Source organism: Pseudomonas sp. R84, assembly GCF_009834515.1.
Classification (GTDB): Bacteria; Pseudomonadota; Gammaproteobacteria; order Pseudomonadales; family Pseudomonadaceae; genus Aquipseudomonas.
In genome coordinates this window covers 422,162-441,384 of the sequence record NZ_CP019426.1, presented here as the reverse complement: position 1 = coordinate 441,384, position 19,223 = coordinate 422,162, and the positions used below count along the sequence as shown (strand labels likewise).

Here is a 19,223-nt window from a genome sequence, read left to right as displayed (position 1 = left end):
GGTTTACTCCTTGTGGTAGGCCGTAGCGCGAGCAACTTCTTCTTTCGAACCGAGGAACACCGCTACGCGCTGGTGCAGGCCTTCCGGCTGAATGTCGAGGATGCGCTGGTGACCGTCGGTGGACGCGCCGCCGGCTTGTTCCACCAGGAACGACATCGGGTTGGCTTCGTACATCAGACGCAGTTTGCCTGGCTTAGATGGCTCACGGCTGTCGCGCGGGTACATGAACAGACCGCCACGGGTCAGGATGCGGTGCACGTCGGCAACCATCGCCGCGACCCAACGCATGTTGTAGTTCTTTTTCAGCGGACCTTCTTCACCGGCCAGCAGCTCGCCGACGTAGCGTTGTACCGGGGCTTCCCAGTGACGCTGGTTGGACATGTTGATGGCGAATTCCTGGGTCGACTCAGGAATGGTGATGTCTTCGTGGGTCAGCACGAAGCTGCCCATTTCGCGGTCGAGGGTGAAGCCTTTGACGCCGTCGCCCAGGGTCAGTACCAGCATGGTTTGCGGGCCGTAGATCGCGTAACCGGCGGCAACTTGCTGAGTGCCTGGCTGCAGGAACGCTTTCTCGTTCAGCGGCTCGTTCTGGCTCAGGTATTCGTTCGGGCAACGCAGTACCGAGAAGATGGTACCGACCGGAGCGTTGATGTCGATGTTCGACGAGCCGTCCAGTGGGTCGAATACCAGCAGGTACGCGCCTTTCGGGTATTTGCCCGGGATCTGGTAGGCATTGTCCATTTCTTCGGACGCCATGCCGGCCAGGTGACCGCCCCATTCGTTGGCTTCGAGCAGGATCTCGTTGGAGATCACGTCGAGCTTCTTTTGCACTTCGCCTTGGACGTTTTCAGTGCCCATGCTGCCCAGAACACCACCCAGGGCGCCTTTGGACACGGCGTGGCTGATTTCTTTGCAAGCACGCGCCACCACTTCGATCAGGAAACGCAGATCGGCAGGAGTGTTATTGCTGCGGGTCTGCTCAATCAAATAGCGACTCAGGGTAACGCGGGACATGGACGGCTCCGGTGGAATGGGGGGCTAAAAACCCGCGCAGTTTACAGGGAGTCTGAAAACGTAGCGAGCGAAGACGCCCGGTAACGTGCGTTGGGGTGTAATTGCCTGCATGAGACGTGATTGTCGGTGGAGAGTTCAGGTAGCGGATTTAGCGTAGTCCGAAATCGGACGGGTGTGGCTGGGGGTTAATTGATCAGTTCGGAATATGTATTGGCTGAAACGCCGCTTTCGCGAGCAGCGCCAGCCATTCTCAGGTGTTAGTTGGAGGCTTGCGCAACAAGCTCAACGCCATCGCCCCAAGGAAAACCACGCTCAATAACAACACCGCCCACAACCCGATCTTTTTCCAGTTGGTCTCAGCCACCGCCGCCGTGGTCGCCGTGGAGGTCTGCGTAGCCACCACCTCTCCCTGAACCGCAGCCTTACTCAACGCCGCCAGTTTCTCCGGTTTGAAATCCGGAATCAGCGTCGCCAACGGCAGATTCGCTGTCTTCACACTCGGATTGCCCAACGCCAGACTGTACGGCCCCTCCCCGCGCGCGAGGAAAATCACCTGCGTCGCTCGCACCGCGTACTTCACGCTTGGCGCCTGCTCACCCAGACCACCGCCACGCTCATCCACCGTCAGCTTCAACTGCTGCACGGTTTGCCCGTAAAGCTGCAATTCGTTCTGCACCACGTCCTGACCATTCTGGGTCAGGCGATAGAGCAACCCGCTGCTCAGCTCCTGCCAAGGCAAGCTGCTTTCGCGGCGTCCCGCCAATGTCACCGGCGCCAGACTGTTCGGTTGTTTGATTTCGACCTGCACCCGCTCGACATTCAGCCCCATCGGCAATTGCCAGGTGTACTCGCCGACCTTGGCACTGCTGCCGGCCAATGCCTGCGACCAGACCAACGGCAGCGGAACATTGCGCGGATCACTGCTTTTCAATTGTGCCGCCGTCAGGATCGGCGCCGAGTTCGGCGATTCCCACAGCAACCGCACATAGCGCGCCGATTGCCCCGGCAACGTCACCTCATGCTGCTCGATGCGCTCATCGGAAAAGGTCAGCCGTGCCACCTGCCCTTCGCCCCAGGCTTGCCAATGTTGCAGGTCGTCGCTGGCTTCGATGCTGAAGCGCTGGAAGCCGTCGCGCTCGCTGGTCCAGTCGAGGATCAACTGCTGCAACGGCGCCTTGATCGCGCTGGCATCGAGCAGCCAGCCACGCAGCACTTCTTCACCCGCCTCCAACTGGCTGGACGGTTGCACTTCGACCAGCGTGCCGCTGGTCGTCGATTGCACGCGCACATTCGGCGCGCGCTCGCTGGCGTCGGCGGCGTTGTACAGCGGGAACCACTTCACCTCGTGCAACTGACCGTCGTCGCGGGTCTGTGCCGATTCGCGTGCCAAGGCGTAAGCCTGCGGTTCGCCGGCGGCGTTGAACACACGCAGATCACTGAGATCGGTCTGGCGTGCCTGCAATTGCACGCTCAACGGCAACTCGAGGCGATACCAAGGGCCATTGCCTGTGACTGACAGCGGCACCTGCGTGGCGAAGTCCGCCGGTTTTTCCTGGGCACCGGCCACCATCACCACGCCCAACGCCAACCAACCCAGATTCAGCATGCGACTCAAGATGAAACTCCTTCGGTGTCCGGGATCGGTTTGTCCGCCGCCGGCTCAGCTTCAGCGCGTTTGGGCGGCAGCGGTGCGAAATAACCGACCACCAGCAGTAACACGCCAACGCCGATAAACGAGACGATCCGGGCGAGGCCACCACGGTTGCTCAATTCGACAAAAATCAGTTTGGCCACCACCAGCGCAATCAACGCCGCGCCGATCAGCCACACTTCGCGACGATGACGCAGATGCCCGCCGATCATCAGCCCGAGCGCCATCAGCGTCCAGACGATCGACAATCCGGCCTGCACCAACATTGAGGCGAGCAGCGTATCCAGCTCAAACGGGATGCCCGCCCAATGGTGCGCGGCGCGGGTGACCAGCGCCGTGCAGAAGGCGAACAGCGAAACCCCGGCGATCAATTGCGTCGCGTATTCGGCGTAGTCCTGACGAATCGACAGCTGCGAAACCGCACTGCGCGACCAGACATAAACACCGAACAGCGCGAACAGCAGACCCAACTCCAGCGGATTGAGCAGCGGCACGTACGGCAACGGCTCGGCATTGCCATCGCTGACACCATTGGCCAGCCAGAACCATGCGAGCATCAACACCGCCAGCGGCGCAGCGGCGTACAAACGGTACTCGCGAGGGAATGCCGCCACCGGCCACGGCCAACTGCGCGGTACTGCCGCCAGCAGCAGATAAAGGCTCGGCAGAATCGCCCAACCGAGCCAGCGCCAAGCGTTGTATTGCTCGGACAACAGCAGCAGGCCGTAGCGCAACTCCAGCGCCAGCACGCCGATCAGCAGCCAGCAGCCGAGTACATGTGCCGCACTCAAGGCGCGCGCCGGCAGCATCGGCGCCAAGCGTCGCAGACTGAAGAAGTGCACGGCAAACACCGCCGCCCACGCCAGCCAACCGAAATCGGCCGCTGGGTGATAACGCGAATGCCAGGCAGCGAGCAACACCAGACCTGCTGCCGGAATCAGCAAGGTACAGAGCAAGCCCAGCGCCGGCCATTTCAACCGCAACGACAGCAGCGTCCACACCGCCACGCTGACGGCTGCAACCAACAGCAGCAACGTGCCTTGCAGATTCGGAGCAGCAAAACGCAGCACCTCGCTGACCCACGCCAACGCCCACCAGCCGGCGCCCCACACCAGCAATACTTCGGACAACCGCTGCAAACTCAACGCATCGAATGCCGAGGCGTGATTGCCCAGTTGCAGGCGCCACGCACCGATCATCGCGGCCAGGCCCAACACCAGCGGCGTCCAGAATCCGCCATCGGCCAAAGGCTTCAGACCTTCGCTGGACAACGGTCCAAGCAACTTGGGGCCGGCCAGCAAAAACGCCGCACCGCCAATCACCTGCAACAGCAGACCAAAGACAAAACTTACGCGTTGCTTGAGGTACAGGCTCAACCAGATAATCAGCAAACCACTCGCTGCCCACACCGCACTCGCGGTCTGCCACGGCAGCACAAACAGCACTGCCAGATTGATCAGCACCAGACCGGCCAACAGCACCACCGACAAACCGCGCAGCAGACGCACATCACCGCGCACCATTTCATCGCGAGCCGCCAACAGCATGCCAGCGATCAACGCCAGACCAATCAACGACGCACTGAGCAAGCCGCTCCAACCGGCGCTGAACACTGCGGCGGAATCTTCCCCTGCACCTTGCAGACGCAGCAGGAACAACGCGCCACCGAGTAGCTGCACGGCAAATGCGCTGAACAGGAACGTACGCGACTGAATCCGCAGACCGACAAACAGCGTCACCAAACCGGCCAACGCCCAACTGATCGCCGTGGCCTGGACGAAGAAGAACAGTGGCGCGAGCAGATAGAGGAACGTCAAACCCAGACACGCCAGCACCGGCAAACCTTGACGTTCCCAAGGCGCGGCCTGTTCCGGCGAAGCCTTGCGCAATTGGTAGAAACTGAACAGCAGCGCGAGGCCGAGCATCAACGCGCCCAGCGGCGCACCGTCGAGCAAACTGCTCTCGCCGACGCCCAACTGACTGAGGAAGGCCAACGCGGAACCCAGTTGCAGCAGCAAGGCAAACGCCCGGGCGAACGGTCGATGCTGACGCAGACCGAGCCAGAAAATCCCCGCGCCTTCCACCGCCCATGCCGCTGAGGTCCAGCGCGCATCCAGCCCCAACGGAATGGCCAGGCTGGCAAAAATCACCCCGAGCGCCAGACAGGTTTCGCCCAGCAGCACCGCGCGTCCACCCATTAACAGCTTGGCCAGCGCCATGTAGATCATGCCCAGCGCTAGCGCACTGAACGCAGCAGCAAACTCCAGATGCTGCACCAGCTCAAACTGCAAACCAAAGCCAATGAGCGGCGGGCCGAACAGCATCGTCCCGTCGACGTAATCGCCCTTGCGCGCAGACCAGTGCAGTAACGCTTCACGGTCACCCTCTGCCGGCGCATCTGGCATATCGAGCAACTTGCGCCGCGCGAACAACAGACCGATGGCGAGGTACATCAGGAAAAACAGAATCAGGAACGGCTCGGTACTCCACAACAGCTCCGGCGCATAAGAGCGCAAGCCCCAGGCGAAACCGATGCCGAAGGTGCCGACGAAGCCGATCAGGTTGAGCAGACGCCAGGCCTTGAACCAGGCGATGGCGAGAATGCCAGCGTTGAGCAACGCGAAATAACTGAATAGCGCGACGTGGTTGCCGGCGCCGGTCGAGGTCAGGATCGGCGCGGCGAAACCGCCCAATGCCGCCGCAGCCGCCAACCCTAAAGCATCCTGAGTGATGGCGAGGATCGCCGAGAAAACGGTGACCGCCACCAGCAGGCCGAGCGCGGCCGATGGATCAAGCAACGGATGCAGACGCATCGCCGCAAACACCGTCAGGTACAGCACCGCGATCCCGGTACCTTGCAGCATCAACGCGTAATTACTGTTGCGCCGGCGCAGCCACCAGCCCAGCGCGAGCAAGCCCAACGCCGCCGCCGCGACGCCGGCGTAACGCAACTCGATCGGCACGACCATGCCTTCGGTGGCGTAGCGCAGCAGGAACGCCAGACCGAAGAACAGCAACACCACGCCGACTCGCAGCACGGTGTTGCCACCGAACAGCCAGTTACGCGCAGCACTGATGCCGCGTTCGATCAGGTTCGGACCACGAGGTTCGGCGGGTTTTGACGGTTCGGGCGTGACGGCGTCGAGGCGCCACACATCAGCGGGCAGCGGTTGGCTGGTCTCGCTGGCGACGGCGGAAATCGGTTCGAGTTCGGGCGGTAGCTCCCAGACCAGTTCAGGGGCCGGGGCTTGTTCGGCGGCTTTGACCGTTTCTACGATTGGCTCGGTAACGGGCGGCGTACTCGGTGATGACGCGGCACGAACCGGTGCACCTTCGAGCAGAAACAGACGCTGTTCGACGCCCTGCAAAGCGACCTTCGCCTGCTCAAGTTGACGTTGCTGCTCCATAGCCTGCGAGCCTAGCCGCGCGATGCGGATCGTCTGCCCGAATGCCAGCCCCAGCAACGCGCCTAATAGCGCATCACTGAACGACTCGTCGAGCAGCCAGCCGAGCACCAGCCCGATCAACATGAACATCCATTGCATGGTCGATATCCCTAAGCGCGAAGGCTAATCCGGGAAGATTAGCGCAGCCTGACCCAAAAAGATCGCAGCCTGCGGAAGCTCCTACAGGGTTATGTGAACACCTCTGTAGGAGCTGCCGCAGGCTGCGATCTTTTCCGGCGCGCGATTATATCGAGCCGAGTGGAAAGTTACTCCAGTGCTTTCCAGATATCCGTGGCGTACTCGCGAATCGTCCGGTCCGAGGAGAACCAGCCCATCCGCGCCGTATTGAGGACCGCCGAACGCCACCAGTTGTTGGAATCGTGCCAATGCGCCTCAACGCGTTTCTGTGCTTCCCAATAGGAATCGAAGTCGGCGCAGACCAGGAAGCGGTCGTAATCCACCAGCGAATCGATCAGCCCGGTATAGCGCGAAGTGTCATCCGGCGAGAACACCCCGCTGCGAATCGCTTGCAGCACATCGTTCAAACGATGCGACGCGGCGATGTCCGGCAACGCGCTGAACTCGTGGTTCTGTTTGCGCGCCTCCACCTGCTGAGCGCTGAGGCCGAAAATGAACATGTGCTCGGCACCGATGCGTTCGCACATTTCCACGTTGGCGCCATCCAGCGTGCCGATGGTCAGTGCGCCGTTGAGGCCGAACTTCATGTTACTGGTGCCCGACGCTTCGAAGCCGGCAGTGGAAATCTGCTCGGACAAGTCCGCCGCCGGAATGATGCTTTCCGCCAGGCTGACATTGTAGTTAGGCAGAAACACCACTTTCAGCAAGCCGCGCACCGTCGGATCGTTGTTCACCACCCGGGCGATGTCGTTGGTCAGCTTGATGATCAGTTTGGCCTGGTGATAACTCGCCGCCGCTTTACCGGCGAAGATCTTCACCCGTGGCACCCAGTCGACTTCCGGCTCGGCGCGAATCGCCTGATACAGCGCCACGGTGTGCAGCAGGTTGAGCAACTGACGTTTGTATTCATGGATCCGCTTGACCTGCACATCGAACATCGCCGCCGGATTGACCGCGATGCCCAGCCGTTCGTGAATCAGATAGGCCAAAGCTTTTTTGCTGTGCAGGCGTTGCTCGGCGAAGGCCTTGCGGAATGCGGCTTTTTCAGCGAACGGTTCTAGATCGAGCAGGCGCTCTTCAGGGTTATCGAGCAAATCCGGGCCGAGCGCATCGACCAGCATCGAAGTCAGTTCGGAGTTGGCCTGATACAACCAGCGGCGGAAGGTAATGCCGTTGGTTTTGTTGTTGATCCGCTCGGGATAGAGCTTGTGCAGTTCGGCGAACACGGTTTTACGCATCAACTGCGTGTGCAGTCCGGACACACCGTTAACGCTGTGCGAACCGAGGAACGCGAGGTTACCCATGCGCACGCGGCGACCGTTGTCTTCTTCGATCAGCGACACCGCGCGCAGCACGTCGAAATCGTGAATGCCTTTGGCTCGCAGCGAATCGATGTGCTGGGCGTTGATCAGGTAAATGATCTGCATGTGCCGTGGCAGCATGCGTTCCATCAAACCCACCGGCCAGGTTTCCAGTGCTTCCGGCAGCAGCGTGTGGTTGGTGTACGACAGCGTGTCGACAGTGACTTGCCACGCCGCGTCCCACGCCACGTCGTAGACGTCGACCAGTTGGCGCATCAGTTCGGCAACAGCAATTGAAGGGTGCGTGTCGTTGAGCTGGATCGCCGCGTGATCGCCCAGGGTCAGCACCGAGGTGTGCATGTTGCGATGGCGGCGCAGCAGATCTTGCAGCGACGCGGCGACAAAGAAATATTCCTGGCGCAGGCGCAGCTCTTGCCCCGCTTCAGTGCTGTCCGCCGGGTAAAGCACGCGGGAGATACTTTCGGCGCGAGCAACCTCGGCGACGGCGCCCAAGTGGTCACCGGCGTTGAAGCGTTCCAGGTGCAAATCTTCCATGGCGCGGGCACGCCACAGGCGCAAGGTGTTGACGCTTGCCCCGCGCCAGCCAACCACCGGCGTGTCGTAAGCAATGGCGCGAACAGTTTCTGCTGGCGACCAGACCTGTTTGGATTTGCCGGAAACGTCGGTGACGGTTTCAACGCTGCCGCCGAAGCCGATGGAGTAGACGACTTCCGGCCGTTCAAACTCCCACGGGTTGCCGAAATCCAGCCAGTGCTCGGTCTGCTCCTGCTGCCAACCATCGACGATGGCCTGGCGGAACAAGCCGTGTTCATAACGGATGCCGTAGCCGTGACCAGCGATGCCGAGGGTCGACATGCTTTCCATAAAGCATGCGGCCAGACGACCGAGGCCGCCGTTGCCGAGCGCCGCATCGGGTTCCAGCAAGCGGATGCGCTCCAGATCGACACCGAGTTCAGTCAGCGCTTCACGGGCGACGTCGAGCAGGCCAAGGTTGCTCAGACTGTCGTAGAGCAAGCGGCCGATGAGGAACTCCAGCGAGAGGTAATACACCCGCTTCTGGCCTTTGCGATAAATCTGCCGGGTGTGGTCCATCCAGTGTTCGACCATGTGATCGCGCGCAGCCAAAGCGATGGCTTCGAACCAGTCATGGTCGAAGGCGTGATCGGGGTCTTTGCCCACCGCATAGGTGAGCTTGGTCAGGACGGCGTCGCGGAATGCGGCCACCTCTGCTTCGCGAACTAGTGGTTCTTGAGTCATCGATAGGACCTCGAGCGAGCGGGAATTGTCTGAGCCTAGACGGTCTGACCGACGGTGAAGGCTCTGGTTCGGCAGTATTTCCTGAGACGGTGAGATGGCCCGGCATTACCTTGGCGGATGAGCTAATGAATGCAGGGGCCGTGCCGAATTGTCCGGCAATGTGCCTGTATGCAGAAAAAATCTGGCGAAAGGTTGTTCAAAAATCCACCAGTCCCGGTATGATCGCGCGCCCTGATGCACACACGCCTGGTAACTCCCGATGATGAAGCCCAACTTGATTGCCGCCGCCGAGATCGATCGTCTCGATACGTGGGCAAAATACTCAGCCCCGATGTGCGGTTCCTGCGTGTCCAGCTGCTGCACGCTGCCGGTTGAGGTGAAGATCAAGGATCTGGTGCGCATCGGTGTGGTCGACGAGTTCGAACTCGGCGATCCGCCAAAAAACATCGCCAAGCGTCTGCAAAAGGAAGGCCTGGTTGAACGCTTCAATCAGAAGTCCGGCATCTTTACCCTCCAGCGCATGAGCAACAACGATTGCTACTACCTGGATCGTAAGAGCCGCCTGTGCACCATTTATGACAAGCGCCCGGATACCTGCCGCAATCACCCGAAGATCGGACCGCGTCCTGGGTATTGCGCGTACAAGCCGAAGGAAGTGGTGCGCGAGCAGAATTTCCGCGCGATCGAGCGCTTCTGAACGACGCTGAGTTCTTCGGTAGCCGTTAACCCCCAGCCCCTCACCCCAGCCCTCTCCCGAGGGAGAGGGAGCCGATCTCTGTCGCTTCCAAACCTGAGGTCGACTCGATTACTCAGATCGATGCAAAGCCAAAGAACAACTCGGTCAGTCCCCTCTCCCTCTGGGAGAGGGCTAGGGTGAGGGGCTCTTGATCTTCAAGACCCAACTGCATTTCCTCCAGACAAACAAAAACGCCCCCGGTCTCTCGACCGGGGGCGTTTTCATTCAGCCTGAACTAATGACTCAGTTCTTGGCTTTCTTGGCAGCGCGGGTACGCTCGCTTTCGTCTAGGATCTTCTTGCGAAGACGGATGGACTTAGGAGTGACTTCGCACAGCTCGTCTTCCTGGATGTATTCCAGAGCCTGTTCCAGGGTGAAGCGAACAGGTGGTACCAGAGCGATGGTTTCGTCTTTACCCGAAGCACGCATGTTGTCGAGCTTCTTGCCTTTGGTCGGGTTTACACCCAGGTCGTTGTCGCGGCTGTTCTGACCAACGATTTGACCGTTGTAGATCTCCTGGCCGTGTTCTACGAACAGCTTGCCACGAGCCTGCAGGGTTTCCAGCGAGTAGGTCAGTGCCTTGCCGGTTTCAACCGAAACCAGAACGCCGTTCTGACGGCCGGACATGTGGCCCGACTTCACGGTGTCGTAGCGATCGAAGATCGAGGTCAGGATGCCAGCACCGTTGGTCAGGGTCAGGAACTGGTTACGGAAACCGATCAGACCGCGAGCAGGGATGTTGTATTCCAGACGAACACGGCCCTTGCCATCAGGAACCATGTTGCTCAGGTCGCCTTTACGCAGACCCATCTCTTCCATGACCTTGCCCTGAGCTTCTTCAGGGATGTCGATGGTTACGTTTTCAAACGGTTCTTGCTTGACGCCGTCAACTTCACGAATGATCACTTCAGGACGGCCCAGGGCCAGCTCGAAGCCTTCGCGACGCATGGTTTCGATCAGTACCGAGAGGTGCAGCTCACCACGGCCGGAAACCTTGAACTTGTCAGCGGTGTCGCCTTCTTCAACGCGCAGGGCAACGTTGTACAGCAGCTCTTTGTCCAGACGGTCCTTGATGTTACGGGACGTCACGAACTTGCCTTCTTTACCGCAGAATGGCGAGTCGTTTACCTGGAAGGTCATCGAAACGGTTGGCTCGTCAACGGTCAGAGGCTTCATCGCCTCGACAGTATCCGGGTGGCACAGGGTGTCGGAGATGAACAGCGAGTCCATACCGCTGATGCAAACGATATCGCCTGCTGCAGCTTCTTCAACGTCAACGCGGTGCAGACCGTGGTGACCCATCAGTTTCAGGATACGGCCGTTACGGCGCTTGCCGTCGGCACCGATCGCAACAACCGGGGTGTTCGGCTTGACGCGGCCACGAGCGATACGGCCAACGCCGATAACACCCAGGAAGCTGTTGTAGTCCAGAGCGGAGATCTGCATCTGGAACGCGCCGTCACGGTCAACAGCCGGAGGCGGAACGTGGTCGACTACCGCTTGGTACAGCGGGGTCATGTCTTCAGCCATGGCGGTGTGATCCAGACCGGCGATGCCGTTCAGGGCCGAGGCGTAGACAACCTGGAAGTCCAGTTGTTCTTCGGTAGCACCGAGGTTGTCGAACAGGTCGAAGATCTGGTCCAGAACCCAGTCCGGACGCGCGCCTGGACGGTCAACCTTGTTGATCACCACGATTGGACGCAGGCCGGCTTCGAAAGCCTTCTTGGTCACGAAACGGGTTTGCGGCATAGGGCCGTCTTGAGCGTCAACCAGCAGCAGAACGGAGTCAACCATCGACATTACACGTTCAACTTCGCCGCCGAAGTCGGCGTGGCCCGGGGTGTCCACGATGTTGATGTGGTAGCCGTTCCAGTTGATGGCGGTGTTTTTCGCCAGAATGGTAATACCGCGCTCTTTTTCCTGGTCGTTGGAGTCCATCACGCGCTCGTCGTTGAGCTCGTTGCGCTCCAGAGTGCCGGATTGACGCAGGAGTTTGTCTACCAGGGTGGTTTTACCATGGTCAACGTGGGCAATGATGGCGATGTTGCGTAGATTTTCGATCACTTGTGTATCTCGATCAGAGGATTCGGTTTGCTGACAAGTCTTGGCAGCGATTAGCAGTAGTGTCCGGCATGGCCGTTACAGCTTGACGGCGGTGTCGGGGGGCCGGTGACGCAGGCCACAGGCAAACAGCCCCGGGCACTTAGCTCGGTCGATAAACGCGCACATTGGCATGCCCCTCACTGAGCAAATGGTGAGCATGCAGGCGACTCATCACGCCTTTGTCGCAATACAGCAGGTACTGGCGAGTCGGATCCAGCTCCTTGAAACGAGCGTTCACTGCGTAGAACGGCATCGTCTGTACTTCTACGCCAGCGAGTTCCAGCGGCTCATCCTCGGCGGCATCCGGGTGACGGATGTCGATCACGATCTGGCCGGCCAGTGCTTCGCTGACTTCTTCAATCTGTACGTCCTGGCCCAATTCGTCGATCACCCGATCGATCGGCACCAGTTTGGCGTTTTCGAGCGCACGCTCGAGGACCGCCATGTCGAATTCTTTCTCTTCGTGTTCAACGCGACCGCGTTTGGCGGCGGTCTTCGGGTTGACCGAAATGACCCCGCAGTATTCCGGCATGTGCCGGGCGAAATCGGCGGTGCCAATTTCGTTGGCGGTGTCGATGATGTCCTGCTTGTGCGCCACGATCAGCGGACGCAGGACCAGCTTGTCGGTCACACAGTCGATCACCGACAGGTTCGGCAGTGTCTGGCTCGACACCTGGGAGATCGCCTCGCCGGTGACCAGCGCCTCGATCTGCAGACGGTCGGCGATGTTGGAAGCCGCGCGCAACATCATACGCTTCAACACGACGCCCATATGACTGTTATCGACTTTGCCAAGAATTTCGCCCAAAACTTCTTCGAACGGAACACTGACAAATAGCACGCGTTGCGAGCTGCCGTACTTCTTCCAGATGAAATGCGCGACTTCCATCACGCCCAATTCATGGGCACGACCGCCCAGATTGAAGAAGCAGAAGTGCGTCATCAGGCCGCGACGAATGATCTGGTAGGCCGCAACGGTCGAGTCAAAGCCGCCGGACATCAATACCAGCGTCTGCTCCAACGCACCCAGCGGATAGCCGCCGATGCCGTTGTGCTGGCTGTGGATCACAAACAACCGTTTGTCGCGAACTTCGATACGGACTTCGATTTCTGGCGCTTTCAGGTCGATACCAGCAGCACCGCACTCACGGCGCAGCTTGCTGCCGACGTATTTTTCGACGTCCATCGAGCTGAAGGTGTGCTTGCCGGCACGCTTGCAGCGCACCGAAAAGATCTTCCCGGCCAATGCATCGCCGTAGTGCTGTTTGCACTTCTCGGTAATGTCGTCGAAATCGCCCAGCGGGTACTCGTCGATCTGCAGAAAGTGCGCGATGCCCGGCATGCAGGTCAGGCGCTCACCCATCTCTTTCAAGGCTTTGGCGTCGGTAACGCGGGTTTCCAGCTCGAGATTGTCCCACACACCGTTCACCACCACGGCCGGGTCCAGGTCACGGAGCACGGTGCGGATGTTCTTGGCCAGCTGGCGGATGAATTTCGTCCGGACAGGTCGGCTTTTGATGGTGATCTCGGGGAAGACTTTTACGATTAGTTTCATGAAAACAGCGCGCGAACGGCCAGCCGAAAAAGGGGGGCGCGGATTATAGCGGAAATTGCTCAAGGTTTAACCAGTTAATGTGCAGAAGGTTTTGTGCGCACCAAAACGGGTCATTTTCGAATCAAGACGCTACATTAGAGGGCGATATTTTCATCATTCAGGCGTTTGAAGCCTTAATAAGCGTGAATTTGGGGCGAAAAACCCATGCTGGGGCACTGGCATGCAATTTGCTCCCTTGTGAGGCAGGTTGCCTTGGCAGAGTATTCGCGCCGGCATCAACCAAATTCAAGGGCATCCACTACCAAGCCCGAAGCCACCCGGAGGACATATGTCGAAGACGGTTCAACTCATCAAAGATCATGACGTCAAGTGGATTGATCTGCGCTTCACGGACACCAAAGGTACTCAGCACCACGTGACCATGCCGGCTCGCGATGCTTTGGACGAAGACTTCTTCGAAGTCGGCAAGATGTTCGACGGTTCCTCCATCGCTGGCTGGAAAGGCATCGAAGCCTCCGACATGATCCTGATGCCGGTTGACGAAACGGCCGTTCTCGACCCGTTCACCGAAGACGCCACCCTGATCCTGGTGTGCGACATCATCGAACCTTCGAGCATGCAAGGCTACGACCGCGACCCACGTGCGATCGCCAAGCGCGCCGAAGAACACCTGAAAGCCACCGGTATCGGTGACACTGTGTTCGCCGGTCCAGAGCCAGAGTTCTTCATCTTTGACTCGGTGAAATTCAAGTCGGACATCTCCGGTTCGATGTTCAAGATCTACTCCGAGCAAGGTTCGTGGATGTCCGACCAGGACATCGAAGGCGGCAACAAGGGTCACCGTCCAGGCGTCAAAGGTGGCTACTTCCCGGTTCCGCCGTTCGATCACGACCACGAAATCCGTACCTCCATGTGCAACGCACTGGAAGAAATGGGCCTGACCGTCGAAGTTCACCACCACGAAGTGGCGACTGCCGGCCAGAACGAAATCGGCGTCAAGTTCAACACCCTGGTGAAGAAAGCCGACGAAACCCAAACCCTGAAGTACGTTGTCCACAACGTTGCTGACGCTTACGGCCGCACCGCGACCTTCATGCCGAAGCCACTGTACGGCGACAACGGTTCGGGCATGCACGTACACATGTCGATCTGGAAAGACGGCAAGAACACCTTCGCAGGTGAAGGCTATGCCGGCCTGTCCGATACCGCTCTGTACTTCATCGGCGGCATCATCAAACACGGTAAGGCCCTGAACGGCTTCACCAACCCGGCGACCAACTCCTACAAGCGTCTGGTGCCAGGCTTCGAAGCTCCAGTGATGCTGGCCTACTCGGCTCGCAACCGCTCCGCTTCGATCCGTATTCCTTACGTGTCGAGCCCGAAAGCCCGCCGTATCGAAGCCCGCTTCCCGGATCCGGCTGCCAACCCGTACCTGGCCTTCGCAGCACTGCTGATGGCTGGTCTGGACGGTATCCAGAACAAGATCCACCCAGGCGACGCTGCCGACAAAAACCTGTACGACCTGCCGCCTGAAGAGGCGAAAGATATCCCACAAGTTTGCGGCAGCCTGAAAGAAGCTCTGGAAGAGCTGGATAAAGGCCGTGCGTTCCTGACCAAGGGCGGCGTGTTCTCCGACGACTTCATCGACGCTTACATCGCGCTGAAATCGGAAGAAGAAATCAAGGTTCGCACCTTCGTGCACCCACTGGAATATGAGCTGTACTACAGCTGCTGATCCGGTAGCGCCGCGTTACGTGGCGTGAGTGAAAGAGGCCTCCTTCGGGAGGCCTTTTTTATTGCAGATCAAAAAACCCTCACCCTAACCCTCTCCCAGAGGGAGAGGGGACTTATCTCCATGCTTTTCCGAACCTGAGTTCACATGGCAATTTCAGGTCGATGAAATTTGTCAGAGAAACACGGTCAATCCCCTCTCCCTCTGGGAGAGGGTTAGGGTGAGGGCGTTACCAGATGTTTACCGGGTTGGGCCAACCGCCGCGTCTGGCCTATGCTGCACCCCATCGCTTTCAATCCCGGTCGATTTCATGGGTCGCACCTTTCTCTACATTCTGCTGCTGATCGCCCTGCCCGCCGACGCGCAGATCTACAAATACACCGATGCCAACGGCAACACGGTGTACAGCGATCATTCGCCGGACGGCGTGCAAGCGAAGCCGATGGAGTTGCCGCCGCTCAACCGGGTCGAACCGCAAACGCCTAGCACAGTACCCGCGACTGAAGCTGACAACCGTGAGCCTGCGCGCAACGCCTACGACATTCTTGAACTCGCTGGTCTGCCCACCGAAGAGGCCCTGCGCGCTAACAACGGCACCTTCACCGTCAACGTGCTGATCAAGCCGCGCCTGCAAGCGCCGCATCAATTAAGGCTGGTATTGGACGATGAGCCTTACGGTCAGCCGAGCAACGTGCCGATCCTGCAACTGGTGAACGTCGATCGCGGCGAACACCGGCTCGCGGTGCAAGTGATCGACGGCCAGACGATCATCCAGCAGAGCCCACCCGTCGCCCTTAGCGTGCAGCGGGTGCACAAGCCATGATCCGCGCGTGGTTGTTCGTCCTGTCGGCGCTGATGCCGCTGCAAGCCTCAGCCGAGGTCTTCACTTATACCGACGTGCAAGGCAATCGCGTCTACACCTACCAACCGCGCGGCAATGCCAAGCGAGTGCCGATCGCCACCAGTAACCGCATGCCGGCCAACCCCACCGCCGCCGCGCCGATCACCACCGCGAAAAAATCCCCGGAGCAACCGCCCTTCCACTACGACATGCTGCGCATTCTGGTGCCTGAACCCGATGCAACCATTCGCAGCAGCGCTGGCGAAATCATCGTCAGCGTTACCAGCGAACCCGGCCTGCAACGCGGTCACCGCTATCGCCTGCTGCTGGATGGCCAAGCCACCGGCGAACCCGGCCTCAGTCCTGTGTTCCCGCTGACCAATATCGATCGTGGCAGCCACAACCTTTCCGTGGAAATCCTTGACACCGAAGGCCGTACCGTCGAACGCACGGCCAACCAGCCCTTCCATATGCTGCGCATCTCGCTTGCGCAGAAGCGTCAGGTCAAACCCTGCACCAAGGAGGATTATGGCGTACGCCCGGAATGCCCGCTGAAAGACAAACCGCCCGAGCCGAAAAACCCCTTCCTGCGTTTCTTCTAACGCCGCTCAGCTTTGCGCACTATATTGGTGCAATAGGCTGCACCGTACTCACATTCCAACCCATTTTGGTTCGAAACTACCCGTGAGAGCTGGCCCTGTGCCACGCAAACGAGCGTCAAACGGCTGTTTCAAGGGTTAAACGCTTCTTTTCGGAGCCTTGGTTTGGTTTTTGCATTTTCCCGATACCGACGCTTGCTTGTTGCGCACGCTCCGCCCCCAAAAGAGGCTCCGATGACCATTAGCGACGCAATCCACCGTTTGCTGCTCGACAACCTGACCACCGCCACTATCCTGCTCGACGCCGAATTGCGCCTCGAGTACATGAACCCGGCGGCGGAGATGCTGCTCGCCATCAGCGGGCAGCGCAGCCATGGCCAGTTCATCAGCGAGCTGTTCACTGAATCCACCGAGGCGCTGAATTCCCTGCGCCAGGCGGTGGAACAGGCGCATCCGTTTACCAAACGCGAAGCCATGCTCACCGCGCTCACCGGCCAGACCTTGACCGTTGATTACGCGGTGACGCCGATCCTCAGTAACGGCGCGACCATGCTCCTGCTGGAAGTCCATCCGCGTGACCGCCTGCTGCGGATCACCAAGGAAGAGGCGCAGCTGTCCAAGCAGGAAACCAGCAAGATGCTGGTGCGCGGCCTTGCCCACGAGATCAAGAACCCGCTCGGAGGCATCCGTGGCGCCGCGCAATTGCTGGCCCGCGAGCTGCCGGAAGACAGCCTGCGCGATTACACCAACGTGATCATTGAAGAGGCCGACCGCCTGCGCAATCTGGTCGACCGCATGCTCGGCTCGAACAAGCTGCCGTCGCTGGCCATGTGCAACGTCCACGAAGTGCTCGAGCGCGTCTGCCAACTGGTCGAAGCCGAAAGCCAGGGCTGCATCACCTTGGTGCGCGATTACGACCCAAGTATTCCCGACGTCTTGATCGACCGCGAGCAAATGATTCAGGCGGTGTTGAACATCGTGCGCAACGCGATGCAGGCGATCAGCAGCCAGAACGAGCTGCGTCTTGGCCGCATCAGCCTGCGCACCCGCGCCATGCGCCAGTTCACCATCGGCCACATCCGCCATCGCCTGGTGACCAAGATCGAGATCATCGACAACGGCCCCGGGATCCCGGCGGAACTTCAGGAAACCATTTTCTTTCCCATGGTCAGCGGACGCCCGGACGGTACCGGACTCGGCCTGGCCATTACCCAGAACATCATCAGCCAGCACCAGGGCCTGATCGAGTGTGACAGCCATCCAGGCCACACCACCTTCTCGATCTTTCTGCCACTGGAACAAGGAGCCACATCGACATGAGCCGTAGTGAAACCGTGTGGATCGTCGATGACGACCGTTCTATCCGTTGGGTTCTGGAAAAAGCCTTGCAGCAGGAAGGCATGACCACCCAGAGCTTCGACAGCGCTGATGGCGTGATGAGTCGCCTGGCCCGTCAGCAGCCTGACGTGATCATTTCCGATATCCGCATGCCGGGTGCCAGTGGTCTGGACCTTCTGGCGCGGATTCGCGAGCAGCATCCACGGTTGCCGGTCATCATCATGACCGCTCACTCCGATCTGGACAGCGCTGTCGCCTCGTATCAGGGCGGCGCGTTCGAGTACCTGCCGAAGCCGTTCGACGTTGATGAAGCGGTGTCGCTGGTCAAGCGTGCCAATCAGCACGCGCAAGAACAGCAAGGCCTGGAAGTCGTGCCGGCACTGACCCGCACCCCGGAAATCATCGGTGAAGCGCCGGCGATGCAGGAAGTGTTTCGCGCCATCGGCCGCTTGAGCCACTCCAACATCACCGTGCTGATCAACGGCGAATCCGGCACCGGTAAAGAACTGGTCGCCCATGCCCTGCACCGCCACAGCCCGCGCGCGGCCTCGCCGTTCATCGCGCTGAACATGGCGGCGATCCCCAAGGATCTGATGGAATCCGAGCTGTTCGGCCACGAAAAAGGCGCGTTCACCGGTGCGGCGAACCTGCGTCGCGGGCGCTTTGAACAGGCTGACGGCGGCACGCTGTTCCTCGATGAAATCGGCGACATGCCGGCCGACACCCAGACGCGCCTGCTGCGGGTCTTGGCCGACGGCGAGTTCTATCGTGTTGGCGGCCATGTCCCGGTCAAGGTCGACGTGCGCATCATTGCGGCGACGCACCAGAATCTGGAAACCCTCGTCCATGCCGGCAAATTCCGTGAGGACTTGTTCCATCGCCTCAACGTGATCCGCATCCACATTCCGCGCCTGTCGGACCGTCGCGAAGACATCCCGACCCTGGCCAAGCACTTCCTCAGCCGCGCCGCGCAGGAACTGGCGGTCGAGCCGAAACTGCTGAAAAGCGAGACCGAGGAATATCTGAAGAACCTGCCGTGGGGCGGCAACGTGCGTCAGCTGGAGAACACCTGCCGCTGGATCACCGTGATGGCGTCCGGGCGCGAAGTGCACATCAGCGACCTGCCGCCAGAACTGCTGAACCTGCCGCAGGATTCGGCACCGGTGACCAACTGGGAGCAGGCGTTGCGTCAATGGGCCGACCAGGCCTTGGCGCGTGGCCAGTCGAGTTTGCTCGACAGCGCGGTGCCAGCGTTTGAGCGGATCATGATCGAGACGGCGCTGAAACACACCGCCGGACGTCGGCGTGATGCTGCCGTTTTGCTGGGTTGGGGGCGTAATACCCTGACGCGCAAGATCAAGGAACTGGGAATGAAGGTGGATGGTGGGGATGATGATGAGGGGGATGAGGGTTAAACCTTGTTCGCTTGAGAGTGGTTGTGTACTCAGGATCCATCCCCCTCACCCCAGCCCTCTCCCCCATGGGGGAGAG

General features: G+C 59.8%; 12 protein-coding genes. 6 read left to right on the top strand and 6 right to left on the bottom strand.

The genetic code is table 11. The features are described from left to right. Nucleotides 1–3 precede the first annotated feature (3 nt). From PspR84_RS02025 to PspR84_RS02010, 4 genes are all read right to left on the bottom strand, one after another. Entirely contained in the window at nt 4–1,014 is a 1,011-nt protein-coding gene (locus PspR84_RS02025; RefSeq protein ID WP_007909265.1) for a class 1 fructose-bisphosphatase, read from the bottom strand. Nucleotides 1,015–1,264: 250 nt separating this feature from the next. Further along, nucleotides 1,265–2,629, bottom strand: a complete 1,365-nt coding sequence (locus PspR84_RS02020) for a DUF3999 domain-containing protein (RefSeq protein WP_160055026.1) — start codon at nt 2,627–2,629, stop codon at nt 1,265–1,267. Continuing rightward, the gene (locus PspR84_RS02015; protein ID WP_160055023.1) at nt 2,626–6,210 is read right to left on the bottom strand and encodes a DUF2339 domain-containing protein; all 3,585 of its coding nucleotides are present in this window, start codon (nt 6,208–6,210) and stop codon (nt 2,626–2,628) included. Before PspR84_RS02015 ends, PspR84_RS02020 begins: the two co-directional genes overlap by 4 nt. A gap of 167 nt (nt 6,211–6,377) precedes the next feature. Then, nucleotides 6,378–8,828 (bottom strand): glycogen/starch/alpha-glucan phosphorylase, encoded by a 2,451-nt coding sequence (locus tag PspR84_RS02010; RefSeq protein WP_160055020.1) that lies wholly within the window; start codon nt 8,826–8,828, stop codon nt 6,378–6,380. Nucleotides 8,829–9,087: 259 nt separating this feature from the next. On the opposite strand from PspR84_RS02010, the gene PspR84_RS02005 reads away from it, so the two are divergent. Next, entirely contained in the window at nt 9,088–9,525 is a 438-nt protein-coding gene (locus PspR84_RS02005; protein WP_007909261.1) for a YkgJ family cysteine cluster protein, read from the top strand. 282 nt (nt 9,526–9,807) lie between these two features. Here PspR84_RS02005 and typA read toward each other — a convergent pair whose 3' ends face one another. Then, entirely contained in the window at nt 9,808–11,628 is a 1,821-nt protein-coding gene (typA, locus tag PspR84_RS02000; RefSeq protein ID WP_160055017.1) for a translational GTPase TypA, read from the bottom strand. 139 nt (nt 11,629–11,767) lie between these two features. After that, on the bottom strand, nt 11,768–13,222 hold the full coding sequence (gene thiI, locus PspR84_RS01995; RefSeq protein WP_034153004.1) for a tRNA uracil 4-sulfurtransferase ThiI: 1,455 nt from the start codon (nt 13,220–13,222) through the stop codon (nt 11,768–11,770). 328 nt (nt 13,223–13,550) lie between these two features. On the opposite strand from thiI, the gene glnA reads away from it, so the two are divergent. The 5 genes from glnA (at nt 13,551) to ntrC (ending at nt 19,147) form a co-directional block, all read left to right on the top strand. Further along, a complete protein-coding gene (gene glnA / locus PspR84_RS01990) occupies nt 13,551–14,957 on the top strand; it encodes a type I glutamate--ammonia ligase (protein ID WP_160055014.1) in 1,407 nt (468 codons plus the stop codon). Between the two features lie 307 nt (nt 14,958–15,264). Next, complete coding sequence (locus PspR84_RS01985; RefSeq protein ID WP_160055012.1) at nt 15,265–15,777, top strand: DUF4124 domain-containing protein; 513 nt, start codon at nt 15,265–15,267, stop codon at nt 15,775–15,777. Then, nucleotides 15,774–16,397, top strand: a complete 624-nt coding sequence (locus PspR84_RS01980; RefSeq protein ID WP_160055011.1) for a DUF4124 domain-containing protein — start codon at nt 15,774–15,776, stop codon at nt 16,395–16,397. The genes PspR84_RS01985 and PspR84_RS01980 overlap by 4 nt, the downstream gene beginning before the upstream one ends. A 231-nt stretch (nt 16,398–16,628) precedes the next feature. Continuing rightward, a complete protein-coding gene (gene glnL, locus PspR84_RS01975) occupies nt 16,629–17,714 on the top strand; it encodes a nitrogen regulation protein NR(II) (RefSeq protein ID WP_064117045.1) in 1,086 nt (361 codons plus the stop codon). Then, complete coding sequence (gene ntrC, locus PspR84_RS01970) at nt 17,711–19,147, top strand: nitrogen regulation protein NR(I) (protein WP_007909238.1); 1,437 nt, start codon at nt 17,711–17,713, stop codon at nt 19,145–19,147. The genes glnL and ntrC overlap by 4 nt, the downstream gene beginning before the upstream one ends. Nucleotides 19,148–19,223 lie beyond the last annotated feature (76 nt).